Annotated in this window: 14 protein-coding genes and 1 pseudogene; 4 read left to right on the top strand and 11 right to left on the bottom strand. The window is 34.4% G+C overall.

Annotated elements, in window-relative coordinates:
- Positions 1–230 precede the first annotated feature (230 nt).
- Positions 231–392, bottom strand: coding sequence for a hypothetical protein (locus OTK00_RS04295; RefSeq protein ID WP_011917794.1), 162 nt, complete (start codon positions 390–392; stop codon positions 231–233).
- Between the two features lie 339 nt (positions 393–731).
- Here OTK00_RS04295 and OTK00_RS04290 point away from each other — a divergent pair, with 339 nt between their 5' ends.
- Positions 732–1,910: an HD-GYP domain-containing protein gene (locus OTK00_RS04290; RefSeq protein WP_045169205.1), complete on the top strand. Its 1,179-nt coding sequence runs from the start codon at positions 732–734 to the stop codon at positions 1,908–1,910.
- Positions 1,911–1,921: 11 nt separating this feature from the next.
- On the opposite strand, the gene OTK00_RS04285 is transcribed toward OTK00_RS04290, so the two are convergent.
- Positions 1,922–3,289: a sensor histidine kinase gene (locus OTK00_RS04285; RefSeq protein WP_045169204.1), complete on the bottom strand. Its 1,368-nt coding sequence runs from the start codon at positions 3,287–3,289 to the stop codon at positions 1,922–1,924.
- A complete protein-coding gene (locus tag OTK00_RS04280) occupies positions 3,279–3,977 on the bottom strand; it encodes a response regulator transcription factor (protein WP_045169203.1) in 699 nt (232 codons plus the stop codon). Before OTK00_RS04280 ends, OTK00_RS04285 begins: the two co-directional genes overlap by 11 nt.
- A gap of 169 nt (positions 3,978–4,146) precedes the next feature.
- On the opposite strand from OTK00_RS04280, the gene OTK00_RS04275 reads away from it, so the two are divergent.
- The gene (locus OTK00_RS04275) at positions 4,147–5,538 is read left to right on the top strand and encodes a phosphoglucomutase/phosphomannomutase family protein (RefSeq protein ID WP_045169202.1); all 1,392 of its coding nucleotides are present in this window, start codon (positions 4,147–4,149) and stop codon (positions 5,536–5,538) included.
- A 277-nt stretch (positions 5,539–5,815) separates the two neighbouring features.
- Here OTK00_RS04275 and OTK00_RS04270 read toward each other — a convergent pair.
- Together OTK00_RS04270 and OTK00_RS04265 are read right to left on the bottom strand one after the other, a co-directional pair.
- A pseudogene (locus OTK00_RS04270) lies at positions 5,816–7,256 on the bottom strand (transposase).
- A gap of 168 nt (positions 7,257–7,424) precedes the next feature.
- Positions 7,425–8,855 carry an aminopeptidase gene (locus OTK00_RS04265; protein ID WP_045169200.1) on the bottom strand — a complete coding sequence of 477 codons (1,431 nt, stop codon included), beginning with the start codon at positions 8,853–8,855 and terminating at the stop codon, positions 7,425–7,427.
- 176 nt (positions 8,856–9,031) lie between these two features.
- Here OTK00_RS04265 and OTK00_RS04260 point away from each other — a divergent pair, with 176 nt between their 5' ends.
- Positions 9,032–10,246, top strand: coding sequence for an Nramp family divalent metal transporter (locus tag OTK00_RS04260; protein ID WP_045169199.1), 1,215 nt, complete (start codon positions 9,032–9,034; stop codon positions 10,244–10,246).
- Between the two features lie 47 nt (positions 10,247–10,293).
- On the opposite strand, the gene OTK00_RS04255 is transcribed toward OTK00_RS04260, so the two are convergent.
- The 6 genes from OTK00_RS04255 to OTK00_RS04230 all read right to left on the bottom strand — a co-directional run bounded on the left by OTK00_RS04255 (position 10,294) and on the right by OTK00_RS04230 (position 13,572).
- Positions 10,294–10,494 (bottom strand): DUF6485 family protein, encoded by a 201-nt coding sequence (locus OTK00_RS04255; RefSeq protein ID WP_045169198.1) that lies wholly within the window; start codon positions 10,492–10,494, stop codon positions 10,294–10,296.
- Positions 10,495–10,511: 17 nt separating this feature from the next.
- Positions 10,512–12,119, bottom strand: a complete 1,608-nt coding sequence (locus tag OTK00_RS04250; protein ID WP_045169197.1) for a B12-binding domain-containing radical SAM protein — start codon at positions 12,117–12,119, stop codon at positions 10,512–10,514.
- Positions 12,120–12,233: 114 nt separating this feature from the next.
- Positions 12,234–12,710 carry a DsrE/DsrF/DrsH-like family protein gene (locus tag OTK00_RS04245; RefSeq protein WP_045169196.1) on the bottom strand — a complete coding sequence of 159 codons (477 nt, stop codon included), beginning with the start codon at positions 12,708–12,710 and terminating at the stop codon, positions 12,234–12,236.
- Between the two features lie 15 nt (positions 12,711–12,725).
- Positions 12,726–12,959, bottom strand: coding sequence for a sulfurtransferase TusA family protein (locus OTK00_RS04240; protein WP_241765530.1), 234 nt, complete (start codon positions 12,957–12,959; stop codon positions 12,726–12,728).
- A gap of 142 nt (positions 12,960–13,101) precedes the next feature.
- The gene (locus tag OTK00_RS04235) at positions 13,102–13,359 is read right to left on the bottom strand and encodes a metal-sensitive transcriptional regulator (protein WP_045169194.1); all 258 of its coding nucleotides are present in this window, start codon (positions 13,357–13,359) and stop codon (positions 13,102–13,104) included.
- Positions 13,360–13,368: 9 nt separating this feature from the next.
- Positions 13,369–13,572, bottom strand: a complete 204-nt coding sequence (locus tag OTK00_RS04230; protein ID WP_045169193.1) for a 4Fe-4S binding protein — start codon at positions 13,570–13,572, stop codon at positions 13,369–13,371.
- A 216-nt stretch (positions 13,573–13,788) separates the two neighbouring features.
- On the opposite strand from OTK00_RS04230, the gene OTK00_RS04225 reads away from it, so the two are divergent.
- On the top strand, positions 13,789–14,901 hold the full coding sequence (locus tag OTK00_RS04225; RefSeq protein ID WP_045169192.1) for a S1C family serine protease: 1,113 nt from the start codon (positions 13,789–13,791) through the stop codon (positions 14,899–14,901).
- The last annotated feature ends 15 nt before the right edge of the window (positions 14,902–14,916 follow it).

Genomic DNA, 14,916 nt, shown 5'->3' with positions numbered 1-14,916 from the left:
GAGTTTTTTGACTTCGGGCATGAAAACACCGGGTATGGAAATATTCTCTCATACCTTCCCCGTGTCGCCCGTCTCAAAGGACAAGACATACTCAGCAAAAATTCCCTGCAAAGCTATCTGCTTTGCAGCAACCTTTTGCCTCATCGCAATCCAACTTCTTGATATCTCTTTTTACCCACACAACGACTTTATAATTTTATAATAAAAAAAGGCGGTTTGCAAGAGAAATTTTAATAAGTTGCCCCGCCTTCTTGATAAATTTTTTTAATTAGCTCAACATCCACTTCATCTGCTTTTACAAAATGATTTGGTTCAGCACCGCAATATGGACACGGGGAATTTAAATCCACAATTTCATACCCACAAATTCCACATACATATTTTTCTTGCATAGTTTTCTTCCCTCCTCAGTATATTCTATTTCCTTTGTTAATTATTTAATACCCACAAATTAAAATTTTCTATCAAGATAATCTTTTAACAATTTGATGTGTTTCTCCTCATCAAGAATTATTCTCTCAAGCAGCTTTTTGATATACCTATCATCTATCATTTCTATATGTCTCTTATAATTCTTAATTGCCTCTTTTGCTACTTCAAAGAACCATCTTAAAAAACTTTTCTAAAATACAAAATTGCAAAGTAAAAATTTTTAGTAAGAATTTTTTTCTTGTTTGAGATATAATACTTCTTAGGATTCTGCAAAATTTCTTAAGGTGGTAGATGTATATATGAAGATTGGAGTAGGAAATTTGCTTGCTGCAATTTCACATCTAATTGATATTGCACAGGGAAGGAAAGAACATGCACCAAAGGTTACATACATATCTCTCCAAATTGCAAATCAGCTCAATCTTAAAAAAACTGATACCAAAAAGATTTTCTATGCATCTTTTTTCCATGATATTGGTATAACTGTAGCCGGCAGTGGTTTTTACTCTGCTCATACGGATATAGAACTTGCAAAAAATCATTGTATTTTAGGATATGAGTTTGTAAGAAAACTACCAATAGACCAAGATGTTGCAGAGTTCATTAAGTATCATCATGACTTTTATGACGGTTCTGGTGCATTTGGTCAGGACCACAGCTCAATACCATTGGCCTCACAGATTATAAACATAGCTGACCAAATTGACATCAGATTTGATTGGACAAAAGCATATTATCTTCAATTTGAGGATTTAAAAAACTGGCTGCTTAAAAATAAAGGTGTATTGTTTAATCCAGTTCTTGTTGAAGCCTTTTTGGAAATTGCCGAGAAGGATAAGTTCTGGCTTGACCTTTATAATCCTCAATTGAGGGATATTGTTTTAGAGTTGTCTTACGAAGAAGAGGTCTATTTTGATACCCAAAACATGTTGAAATTCTCTGAAGCAATTGCACTGCTGATTGACAATAAGAGTAAGTTTACGCATTTGCATTCTCAAGGTCTTTCAAATATCGTATTTAACATCGCTCAAATTTTGGACCTGGATTTTGATACAGCCAATAAACTCAGGATTGCTGGATACCTACATGATTTGGGAAAGATGATTATACCAAATGAAATTTTAGATAAACCCGATAAGCTGACAAAGGAAGAATTTTACATAGTAAAGTCGCATCCTTATTATACAAAACTAATTCTTTCTAAAATACCTGCTTTTAAAGGCGAAATTTCAGAATGGGCAGGAAATCACCATGAAAGGGTAAATGGAAGCGGATATCCAGAAAAACTTGGAATAAATCAACTTTCCTTGTTTGATAGAATAGTGGGAATATGTGATGTATATCAAGCTCTGACTGAAGATAGACCATACCGAAAAGGTTTACCTCAAAAAGAGGCATTCAGTATAATATCTGATATGGTAAACAATGGATTGTTCTTGAAAGAGGAATTTGAACTATTAAAAAGAGCAGTAGGGTAATTCTCTTTTAACTACTGCTCTTTACAGATTTTGCCTTTTATTATAAATCTTGCTCCACCTGAGTATTTGTTTTCAGCCTCCAAAGAAAAACCATGCTTTTGTATAATTGCTTTGGCAATTGAAAGCCCTAAGCCGCTTTCTCCTCTCCTGCCTTTATAGAACTTTTCAAATATCCTATCAACTTCTTCATCTTTAAAACCTTCTCCATCATCTTCTACCGTAATTTCAAAAAATTCCTTCTGACATATTACATTTATCACAACTTTGCTCTTTGCATATCTTATACAGTTTGAAATTAAATTAGAAAATGCTTCTTTTAATTTATCTTTGTCACAAATAATTTCGGTTTTAGCCTTTGGCTCATATATTATCTCTATATTCTTTGAGAGAGCAAATCCTTCATTGCTTAAAATAGCATCAAAAATTATATCTTCAATGTTTGCTTTTTCAAAAATAAAATAACTTTCAAGAGATTCTATTTTTGTCAGATCAATAATCTGGTTTATTAAATATTTCAGTCTATCCACATGCTCTATTATCCTCTGTGTTGCATATTCCAACTTTTCCTGACTATTTAGTCCAAATTTTATCATTTCAGCGTATCCACGAATAGAGGTTAGCGGTGTTTTTAGTTCATGAGAAATGTTCTGTAAAAACTCTATCTGCATCTTATTGTATTTATCAATTTTTTCTATAAGTTTATTGAACTCATGAGCTATCATCCCTATTTCGTCTTTTGTATATACTTCAACCTTCCTGCTAAAATTAAGGCTTGAAGCTTGTTCTATCCCTTCTTTTAACTTTAAAAGCCCCTGTATCATGCGTTTTGACATAAATATACCAATTATAGCTGCGACAAAACACGTAAAAATCACTATCTGAAAGATTAGAGTAAAAAATCTTTTTTGGAATATTGAAATTCTTTCTAAATTACTAATAATGAGCACATAAAAGTGACTGCTGGATTTACTTCTATACAGCGTAAATAGATAAGGTTTTCCGTCCAATTCTCCAATTTTAAAGCTATGGTCTAAATCTTTGTTTTCTTCAAAAAAACTCATAACTTTCACTCTTGCTTCTACAGTTAGATTTTTGTTTGTATATTCAATTGAACCATCTTTGTTGATTACTGTTATATAATCTTGAAAAAGTTTATAGTCTATTGCTTCAAATTGTAGCTCAAAATTCTTTAAATCCCTTGCACTACCATCCTGAAATACAAAAAATGACTCAAAGAGTCTGGCAAATTTGAGATTATCGGTTTTTACTTGTTCGATTATGTTATTTTTAAAAGAAGCATAAAAAATTATAGTGAATGTTACGAATATAAACACTATAATAGCCAGATACGAAAGATATATTTTGAGTCTAATCTTCATCTTTTTTCTCCTCTAATTTGTATCCAAGTCCCCACATAGTTTTTATTTCTACTGGCAGATTGTATTGTACAATCTTTTTTCTAATTCTCTTTATAACATCATCCACCATTCTTTCGTCATATAAAGCCGGGTTACCCCATACCTGTTCCAATATATGGCTCCTTTTCAGCACCTTTGAATGCTCTTTGAAAAGAAGCAAAAATGTTTCAAACTCTTTGGGTGATAAATCAACCTTTTGGTCTTTATAAAAAACAATTCTTTGATTTAAATCAACCCTTATTCCAAAAAACTCCAATATATTCCCTTCTCTAAAAGCCTCTTTCCCAACCCTTCGCAGTACCTTTTTTATTCTTGCTTCAAGCTCAAGGAGTGAAAACGGCTTTGATATGTAATCGTCACTTCCAAGCTCAAGTCCCAGAACCTTGTCCAGTTCTTCACCTTTCGCAGAGAGCATGATGATTGGTATATTACTCATTTTTCTTATCTGTCTGCAAATCTCATATCCATCCATATCAGGTAGCATAATATCCAATATAATAACATCAGGCTGGTTTTTTTCAAATTCTTTGAAAAAACTTGCTGCATCCTCAAATGTTTTAACTTCGTATCCTCTGTTTGAAAGATATTCATAAATAATATTCAGAATGTCCCTTTCATCATCTACCACATATATCAGATACCTTGGCATTGACAGCATTTCCTCTCTTTTAAAAATGTTTTTGAAAAATATATACCGCTATTTGAAAAATTTTTGAAACTCTTGTATACTATATAGTGGTCAAGCACTCTCAGCAAGACCACTTTTCAAGATTCATTATAGCACATTTTCAATTCAGATGCAGGAGGTGAAAAAAAAGATGATAAAGTTTGGAACAGATGGCTGGAGAGCAGTAATCAGCAAGGATTACACATTTGACAACGTAAAGATTGTTGCTCAAGCAATTGCCGATTATATAAAGGAGATAGATGATAAAAGACCAGTTTTGGTTGGCTATGATACAAGGTTTATGTCTGAAGAATATGCAAGGCTTTGTGCAGGAGTACTTGTTGCAAACGGCATAAAGACATATCTTACAAAAAAGCCGACTCCAACACCAGTTGTGTCATTTACTGTAAAGAACATGAATTTAGCCGGTGCTATAATGATTACAGCAAGCCACAATCCACCGCAGTGGAATGGAATAAAATTTAAAGGTGATTATGGTGGGTCTGCTCTTCCTTCTATTATCGCAGAAATTGAAAAACACCTTTACAAAAATGAAGTAAAATTTGTTGAACCTGAAGAAAGCAATCTATTCTCTTTTATAGATGCTGACAGAGACTATTTTGAACATATTGAAAAATTGGTAAACTTTGATGTTATTTTTAAAGCAAAGCCATTTGCAATAATTGATCCTATGCACGGAGCAGGAGTCGGATATGTTAAAACCCTGTTAGAAAAATATGGCATTAAACATGTTCAGATAAGAGATGAAAGAAACCCTTACTTTGGTGGAGTTAATCCAGAACCAATTTACAAAAACCTTGGAAAATTGATTGATGCTGTTGTCCAAAATAAAGCTGACATAGGTCTTGCAACAGATGGAGATGCAGACAGAATCGGCGCTGTTGATGAAAAAGGTGAGTTTATTGATTCACACAGAATATATGCACTGCTTTTGCGACATCTGGTAGAGGTTAAAGGTCTGAAGGGCGGGGTTGTAAAGACATTTTCAACAACCAATATGGTACCTATTTTGGCAAACAAATATGGTTTAAAAATCTATGAAACACCAATTGGATTTAAGTATATCTGCGAACTTTTCCTAAAAGAAGATATTCTCATTGGTGGAGAGGAAAGCGGAGGTATTGGAATCAAAAATCACATACCTGAAAGAGACGGAATTCTGTGCAGTTTACTTCTTCTTGAAATTATGGCATACCATCAAAAGCCAATTAGCCAAATACTTGATGAACTCTTTAAAGAAATAGGTTACCATTATTATGACAGAATAGACCTTCACCTGCCAAACGAAATCAAAGAAAAGACTTTAAAGATGATTTCTCAAAACACAGAGTTTGCAGGTAGAAAAATCAAAGAGGTTCAAACACTGGATGGGTATAAATATATATTTGAAGATGGCTCATGGATACTCTTCAGAGCATCTGGCACAGAGCCAGTTTTGAGAGTTTACACAGAACAGTTTACCAAAGAGGAAGTAAAAAGGCTTTTGGATGAGGCTGTGAAGCTTATAGAAAGTATGAAATAAAATAGGCGTTTGCAAAATAGATGAAAATGTGAGCAATAAAATGGAAATGAAGTAATAGAGAACAAGGCAGATGATAAGTATAAGTATTTACAGATGCCATTATATAGCATTGCAAACAATAAAAGCATATACCAGACAAATGGTAAGTAATACCAAACTAAAAGAAGACAAAGTAATCCTAAACCCTTTTGAAAGTGATTGTTAAAGGGATTTTAGATGAAGAAGAAAGTTTATGCAGAATAAGCAAAAAGGAATTTGTTAGAAGCTGAAGTTAGGCTTACGCTATAAGTTTTTTAAGTTTTTGAAGTTTTTTGTAAGTAATGTTTTTATGAGATTCTAAGATAAAGTAAGAGAGAATAAAAATCAAAAGCATACAGATGGCGGAGAGCAAGAGGTCAGAAAAAAGTGAAGTATGGTCATAGGAGAATAATGTATCATGACCGAGGAAAGACTTTAACTGGAAGATAGTTTGCTCTATAGTAACTCTTGATTTGTAAAGTTTTTCAAATTCATTAGAATTTCTGTCTATGCCAGGGAAGTTGCGCAGGTCAGAGTCCGGGTAGGTATAAAACATTCTACCAGATTTAGAAGAAGTACAGGGATGAGGGCAGTTGCAAAAGCGTTTACCATCTTTAATTTGAGAGCAAGGGCAACGCCACTTGATACGTGGTGAGCGATTTTTGCCATTACACAAGCCTTCACGGATAAAAGGCTTGTTAAGCTTATTACAAAAGGGCACACCTTCTGGAGAAATAGAGATATTTGGGTCGGAAGTAGGCGAGGTTGAATTTGATTTTGAGCCCCTTGGGTTTATAGGGATAATAGCTTTAGAGAATTTAAAGTTATTTATTAAAGTAGAGTAAATTGCATATGAGTCGAGAGCGCTATCAGCAATGAAGGTTGAGAAAGGGTTTTGGAAGTTCTTATTCAAATTAATTAGAGCAGGGATAAGAGCTTTTGAATCGGAGATAGCTTTAGCACAGGATGGGTCAGATGTATCAGCTTGAGGGAAAGTAAAAGCAGGAGAGATTACAAGAGGGATACCAAAGCCATTGGTTAGGATAGAGAATTTATAAGCATAGCAGAAATGACCATTAGCGAACATACGAGTGATATATGGTGAAGCAGAAGCAGTTTGAGGGAGATTAGAATATGTAAGAGAATAGACAAGATGAGATTGTAGGTCAGGGTTTTGTGACTTAGTTTTTTTAAGTTGTGATTGAATGAATTTAGGATTATTTTCTTTGACCCTGGGTTCTAAAGCGGTAGTATCGAAGATGATAGTAGAAGCAAGGTCAGGGTTTATTTTAAGGGCGATATTATGGGCATAGTTTGCGATATTGTAGAAAAGTTTTTCAATCTCATGGCAGAAGATTTTTCTGAATCTTGAGAAGGTAAAGATGGAAGGTATTTTATTGAAGTTGCAAAAGATTCTGAGCTGATAAGAGTTGATCAGGATAGCGCGCAGCCAAGTTAATGTAGTGAGTTTGAGGATTTTTTGTACAAAGAAAGCACGGAGCATAGATTGCAAAGAGAAATCTCTTTGTCTTCCGAAGTATTTGTAGTAAATTTTGAAGAAGGATGCAGGTATGAACTGGTTTAAATCGATGAAATTGCTGAAAAAGCCGAGCAAAGTGTGAGGGCTGCTAAGAAGCAACGTTTTTAACGTGCTCGTAGAGATCTAAAAAAGATAGTTGTTTGTTTTGGTTTTTGAACATTTTATCTTCCTCCTCATAGAAAGTATGTTTTATATAGATAAATTTTACACTATCTATGAGGAGGAAGGAAGACTTTTTTAAAAGTTTTGAAAAGCTTGATAACGCTCATCTTGAGCGTTTATGCAAAAGGCTATATAGAAAGTATGAAATAAAAAGAAAGGGGCGTAGTTAGCCCCTTTTAAATTTTTTCAAAAACTCCCTGTAAAACCTGTAAGTCATATAAACATCAATCTTGCTTGTTATCTCAAATGTCGAGTGCATAGACAAAACTGGAACTCCTGAGTCTATTACATTTATCATCTTTCTTGCAATAAACATAGCAATTGTGCCGCCACCGCCCTGGTCGACTTTACCCAAAAGCCCGGTTTGCCAGCAAATATTATTTGAATTCAAAAAATTCCTTATTTTCCCAACATACTCTGCTGTTGCTTCAGAACCATTGTATTTACCTCTGACACCAGTATACTTTTCAATTGTAACACCATGGCCAATCAATGTTGAATTGAGCCTGTCATAAGCACCTTCATATGTTGGGTCCAGTGCTGCTGCAACATCACCTGAAATTGCTGCCGAGTTTTCAAAGCAAACAGCCAAATCAAGGCTATTGTCATACTCACCCAGAGCTTTTAAAAGTCTTGCAACCGATATATCAAAAAAGCTGGCTTCTGCACTTGATATTCCTACGCTTCCTATTTCCTCTTTGTCAACCAAATACACTATTGCAGTCTTTTCTGGAACGTCATTAATTGAGAACAAAGCCTCAGCTGCCAAAAAACTGCATGCTCTGTCATCCTGACCGTATGCTCCAATTAAGCTCCTGTCAAGCCCCACATCGCGCGCTTTTGCAGCTGGCACTATTTCAATGTCAGCTGAAATAAAATCCTCTTCTGTGATACCATATTTTTCATTTAAAATCCTCAGGATATTAAGTTTTACTTTTTCTTTTACCTTCTCGTCATTAAACGGCATACTTCCTATGAGTACGTTTAAATTCTCGGCAGGAATAGCCTCACTTGCTTTTTTCTGAAGCTGGTCAGATGACAGGTGTACAAGAAGGTCTGTGATATAAAATACCGGGTCGTTTTCATCTTCACCAATAACAATCTTCACCTTTGAACCATCACTTTTTACAACAACCCCGTGAAGACTCAAGGGTACATTCACCCAGTGATATTTTTTTATACCTCCATAGTAGTGAGTCTTTAGAAAAACAAGTTCGTTTGATTCATATACTGGCTTTGGTTTCAAATCAAGCCGCGGTGAATCTATATGGCTTCCTATTAAATTAAATCCTTCTTTCAAAGGCTTTTTGCCTATCACTGCCAGCAAAATACTTTTATTATTGTTTATAAAATAAACCCTGTCACCTGGTTTTAGCCTGCATCCATATTCAAATTCCGAAAACCCATTCTCTTTTGCTTTTGAGATAAAATATTCAACAGCTTCCCTTTCAGTTTTAGCACAGTTTAAAAAGTTCTTGTACCTTTCTGCAAGTTCAAACGCTCTCTGTTTATCTTCTTCTGTTGCAACTTCCCAGGCATTTTTAGAGGTGTACGATAGTTTTTCAGAAAGTTCCTGTCCGTAAGTTTTTTCGCCCATTTTCTGCCCCTCCCAAAAGTATTTTTTTAGCATCACACAAAATATCATATCACAACCCTCATTTTTTGGGTATTAATTTTAATAAGGAAATTTTGAACTGCAGGGCAGAATTCACAATTTTAAATAACCTATCATAAAATACTGAAGAGAAAGGAAGGGAAAAGTAGAAATTTAAAATGAAAAACGCAAGAGAGATTCTCAAATACATAGGACCGGGTCTTCTTGTAACAGTCGGGTTTATTGACCCCGGAAACTGGGCTTCAAATGTTTCAGCCGGCAGTCAATATGGAACTGCTCTTTTATGGGTGGTGCTACTGTCAACAATAATCCTGATAATTCTTCAGCACAATGCAGCCCATCTGGGAATTGCAACTGGACTGTGTTTAGCTGAAGCAGCATCAATATATCTAAATAAATACCTCGCAGTATTTGTATTGTTTTCTGCCATGCTTGCAACAGTATCTACTGCTATGGCAGAGATACTTGGCGCTGCCATTGCAATCAAGATGCTTTTCAAAATTCCAGTAAAAGCTGGAGCTTTAATGACTTTGCCTTTTATAATATTTTTCTTGTTTTCTAATTCTTATAAAAAAGTAGAAAAATGGATAATAGGTTTTGTTTCACTCATAGGTCTTTCGTTTCTGGTTGAATTTCTGTTTATAGATGTGCCGGCAAAAGAAGTAATTGTGTCCTGGGTTAAACCTTCTGTGCCCTCCGGGTCACTTTTAATTGTTCTTTCTATTCTCGGTGCTGTTGTAATGCCGCATAACCTTTTTTTGCATTCAGAGATTATTCAGAGCAGGCAATGGAACATTCAGGACGAAAAGATAATAAAACATCAGCTAAAATTTGAGTTTGTGGATACACTTTTTTCCATGTTTATCGGTTTTCTTATAAATAGCAGTATGATTATTATAGCATATGCCACTTTTCATACAAAAAATATACAGGTTACTTCTCTTGAGCAAGCGCAACAGATGCTAAAACCACTTATGGGTGATTTTTCGGCTATTGTATTTGCATTTGCGCTGCTTCTTTCCGGAATTTCTTCAAGTATAACTGCTGCATTTACAGGTGGTACAATCCTTGCAGGGCTTTATAAAAAACCCTATAACATTGAAGACAAACACACCCGACTTGGAATTCTAATTCCTTTAGTCTTTGCAGTGGTCATTATTCTTTTCGTTTCAGACCCTTTTAAAGGACTTATAATATCCCAGATGCTTTTGAGTTTGCAGCTACCAGTTACAATTATACTCCAAATATATCTGACATCCTCAAAAAAGGTTATGGGTAAGTTTGCAAATTCTTTTTTTGACAAAATCATTCTCATAATTGTAGCTGCGGTTGTAATCGGACTTGATATGTATTTGATCTTAACTTCCACTTAAAAAAACAAGCGGGCAGTAACCGGAAGTATCTTACTGCCCGTATATTTTTACTTTCTTGATGAATAATCCTTAATAAAGTTTTCAATTGAACGGTCATATGTCCTTTCTGCCTCTTTCGAAAAGTAGCAAGCGGGTAATTCCCCATTTTTTCTGTGATAATGCAGGCACTCACAGCATCTTCCCTTTCTTGAACATGGTTCATAAGTACAAGTGCATATTGAAAGGTTTTTGGAAACTGTGCACTCCATTTGAAAAATCCTCCCTTCTAAAGTTTAAATTTTTCGAAGTTTTGTCCAAAAAAGATATAGAGAAAATTCCCTTTTTCAATATTATTATCTTTCACAAATTTTTCAATGTCAAATTCAAGCAAACAACTTCTTGATTTTCTCAGGATTTCTTTTGGATCTTCAATACCAGGTCTGCCAGAATCAATTCTGTAAATAGCCTGTTTGATAGCTTCCTTTTGCTCTTTTGTTGTAAAAAGCTCTTCCGGCAGAAATTCCTCAGGAAATTTTCTCAAAATGTCAAATTTAAATAGATTATTCAATATCATAGAATCTGAGATAAACTGATCTTTTATAACCTCATAAAGCTTTTTTATAAAGTCCTTTGTATTGAGATTGCTATCAATCTTCTGCGAAAGTCTTTCAAAAAAATCCGAAGGTAAAATCTTTTTAAAGATGTATCTTAGCAGATAGTAAAGATACTGTCTGTTGTAAATTTTGTCTATCAGGTCTTCTATTTTCTTGAGTTTATAAATATCTTCAAAATCCATAAACATATTTGAAATAACCTCATACGGTGGATGGTCAAAAAATTCATAATTGTATTTATCCGCTTCATTCCTTATCTCTGTGCCTTTCAGCATCTTTAAAAACCCAAGCTGCAGTTCATCTGCAAAATACAAAACAGTTCTGTCAAGGCTTTTTTTAAAAGTCATATAGTCCTCAAAAGGAAGCCCTGCAATTAAATCAAGATGTACAATACAGTTTTTATTATAAAGTAACTTTTTCAAGTTTCTGTCAATCTTTTCAATGTCATAAACTCTGTTGATTGCATCAAGGGTTCTGGGATTAAAACTTTGAATTCCAATTTCAAGACGAAACAATCCCTGCCTTGAGTTATTTAAAGCAAAAATCAAGTCATCATCCAATAATGTGGGATCCATTTCAAAGTGGACCTGAGTGTTTTGCGAATATTTTTTGCAAAATTCTATAATCTCAATTGCTCTTTCTTTATTCACATTGAATGTCCTGTCCACAAACTTTATCAATCTTACGTTTTTCTTAAAAAGATACCCAAGTTCCTCAAAGACTTTTTCAAGCGGTACAAAGCGCACACCTTTTTCAATTGATGAAAGACAATAAGAGCATTTAAAAGGACATCCTCTGCTACTCTCATAGTAGTAGATTCTATTTTGGTCCAAAATTTCATCTCTATAGGCAAAAGGAAGTTTTTTTAAATCAAAAGGAGGAAAATTTTTTTCAACATATTCAATACCTGATGCAATACACCTGCAAAATTCTAAAAATGGATACTCTCCTTCACCTCTAATTATATAATCCACATATGGCCATTCATCGAGACTATCAAAATAAACTTCTGGACCACCAATGACAATTTTTATATCTTTTCTTGCCTTTTTGAGACCTTCAACAAGCTTCTCTACATAGCTTCTATTCCAGATATACGTTGAAATAGCCACATACTCAGGTTTTTTTGATAATATCTCATACAACACCTGGTTAAGAGATTGATTAATGTTAAACTCAATATACTCACAGGGACACACTTCTTTACAGAGTTGATACAGGTACCTTACTGCCAGATTGGTATGCACATACTTTGAATTTATGGCAACAAGTAAAATCATTATATCACTACTTTCTCATAAATCTGTATTTTGCTCTTAAAATTATACCACATATAAAAAAGAAAAAGGCAAGGCTTTAAAAAACCCTGCCATAACAATGTTATAACCAATAATTTAAATAAACAGATTCACACCTGCTTCGCTGGCTTCACCCAGGTATGTTGCAACCCCACCAATCTCAACACCGTCTATCAGTTCATCTTTTTTTATGCCCATTACATCCATTGACATTGAACATGCTACCATCTTAATACCAAGCTCCTGTGCCTGCTTTATCATCTCAGGCAACATCATCACATTCTTTTTTCTCATCATATACTTCATAAGTCTCGGACCAATGCCCAAAAAGTTCATCTTAGAAAGAGGAAGTTTTTCCACACCCTTTGGCATCATAACCCCAAACATTCTCTCCAAAAAAGATTTACCTGAAGCTTTCTTCTTGGCATCTCTTAATACATTCAACCCCCAGAACGTGAAAAACATTGTGACTTCATCACCCATTGCTGCTGCACCAGTTGCAATTACAAATGCTGCCATGACCTTATCCATGTCGTTACTAAAAACTATTATTGTTTTCTTATCTTCTCTCATTCTTTAAATCACCCTTCATGCTTTTTTTATTTTTGCTCTGATAACACCATTTGATTCTTCCAGAGATAAAAGCTCATTTTTTGTCTTTTTGCACCAGCTCTCCACATCCCTTTTAAAAGCAGGATCTGTAACCTCAATTGTCACTATGTCACCGCTTTGAGCCTCTTTCATTTGTTTAAAAAGTTGAGTAATTGGTCCTGGACACTGAAGCCCTTTTGCATCAACAAAATATTCTGCCAATTTTAACACCTCCAGAGATTTTATTTTCAATTTTGTTATACTATTACCCATCTTTAAAAAGTTTATAAATACTTTGTTAAAATAATAACGCTATTGAACAAATTATAACTGCTCAATCTAATTTAAAAAAAAGAAAAAATACTAATTATCTTTAACCTAAAAACTTCATCATTATATTCAAAACTTTCCGAACCTCATCTTTATTGGCTACTCCTGACAGGCACTCGGTAGCATGACTTTCAATTATATAATAACCCACCTTTTCTATTGCCTTTTTTACAGCAGCTATCTGAAGCATAATCTCTTCGCACTCTTTTTCCTCTTCTACCATTTTAATAATTCCCTCAATATGCCCTTTAATATTCTTTAACCTGCTTAAAATCTCTTCTTTTCTTTCTTTTTCAGGCATCTCTAACACCTACTCCTCAACAAGTTCAATTGCACCCTGAGGACAATATCTTACACACACCCCGCATCCTGTACATTTTTCTTTATCTATCTCAATTTCAACATCAAAAAAGCCATAAACCTTTCTTTTTATTGCATCGAACCTGCACGAACGTGAAGCAGGACAAAACGGTGACCTGTCACATAGATTTTTATCAAGAACAGCTTTTTTCATATCTTTGCTTTGACTCCTTTCACAAAATAATGCCAATTTTAATACCCCATACCATAGGGGTGTATCTTAGCTCTGAATTTATTATAAATAAAAAATTTAAAAATGTCAATCCAAAAAGAAAACAATGTTATGAAAATCCCATTTTAGGGTATAACATTTTTGGATAAAATACGTTATAATTAAATGGTAACAAATTTATACACGGGAGGTTTTATGATGAAAAAGCTATGTAAGATGTATTTAGCTCTTTTTATTGCCTTTTTATTTCTTTTTGATGTGGGATTTTCTCAGTCAATTACCGTAGTTCCAAAGGTGATCGATGGCAAAATGTATGTAGATTTAGAAGCTTTAAAAAGTTTTTTGGGTTTTGAATATACAAGTACTCAAGAGGGAATAACCATTCAGAAAAAAGAGTTATCCATAAGTGAGGTAATCAGCAAAGTTAACAAATCTGTGGTGGCAATAATTGGCGACAGTAAAAAAATAAAAGCTGACGACTTTTATTACAGCAAAATACCCGCAGGACTTATGCACGGCTCCGGTGTTGTCATCGATAAAAACGGGTTAATTCTTACAAACAATCACGTTGTAGAAGATATGAAACAACCCTATGTAATTTTCTATGATGCCAAGGCATATAAAGCAACAATACTGTATAGAAATAAAGATATAGATCTGGCTCTTTTGAAGGTAAACCGTGCAAATTTAAACCCAATAGAAATTGAAGACCCCAGAAATGTCAAAGTCGGGCAAGAAGTACTGGCAATAGGAACTCCGCTTTTCCTGGGCTGGCAGAACAGTGTAACTCACGGAATAATAAGTGGACTGAACAGACCGGTTGATGAAGCCTATACATTTTTACAAACAGATGCTGCCATAAATCCCGGAAACAGTGGTGGTCCTCTTGTGAATATGCAAGGAAAACTGGTTGGTATTAATACACTGGGTATCGAATACTTTCAGGGAATTAATTTTGCAATTCCAGTCGAAAATATTCTCTATTTTTTGGACCATTACAGAAAATTCGGTAAGATAAGAAGATGTTATTTGGGACTTGAATTTGAAGACAGCTGGCTTTCCATTGTGGGTTTGCCTTCCAACCTTGGCTTGAAAATAATCGATGTAAAAGAGGACAGCCCACTTAAAGGACTCGTCCAGGAAAATGATGTACTTGTGTCGATTGACAATTATGCTGTAAACTCAATTGCAGAATATAACCAAACTCTTATGAAGTACCTGCCGGGCGATAAGGTAAAACTCAAAATCAAAAGGAACACAAGGACATTCGAAAAAGAAGTAATGTTAAAGGAATACCCTGAAAATAAATAAAACATAGAAAGGATG

The organism is Caldicellulosiruptor morganii, from assembly GCF_026810225.1.
Lineage (GTDB): Bacteria > Bacillota > Thermoanaerobacteria > Caldicellulosiruptorales > Caldicellulosiruptoraceae > Caldicellulosiruptor > Caldicellulosiruptor morganii.
Note: the sequence above shows the minus strand (reverse complement) of the source record. Positions and strands in the feature narration are given on the sequence as shown.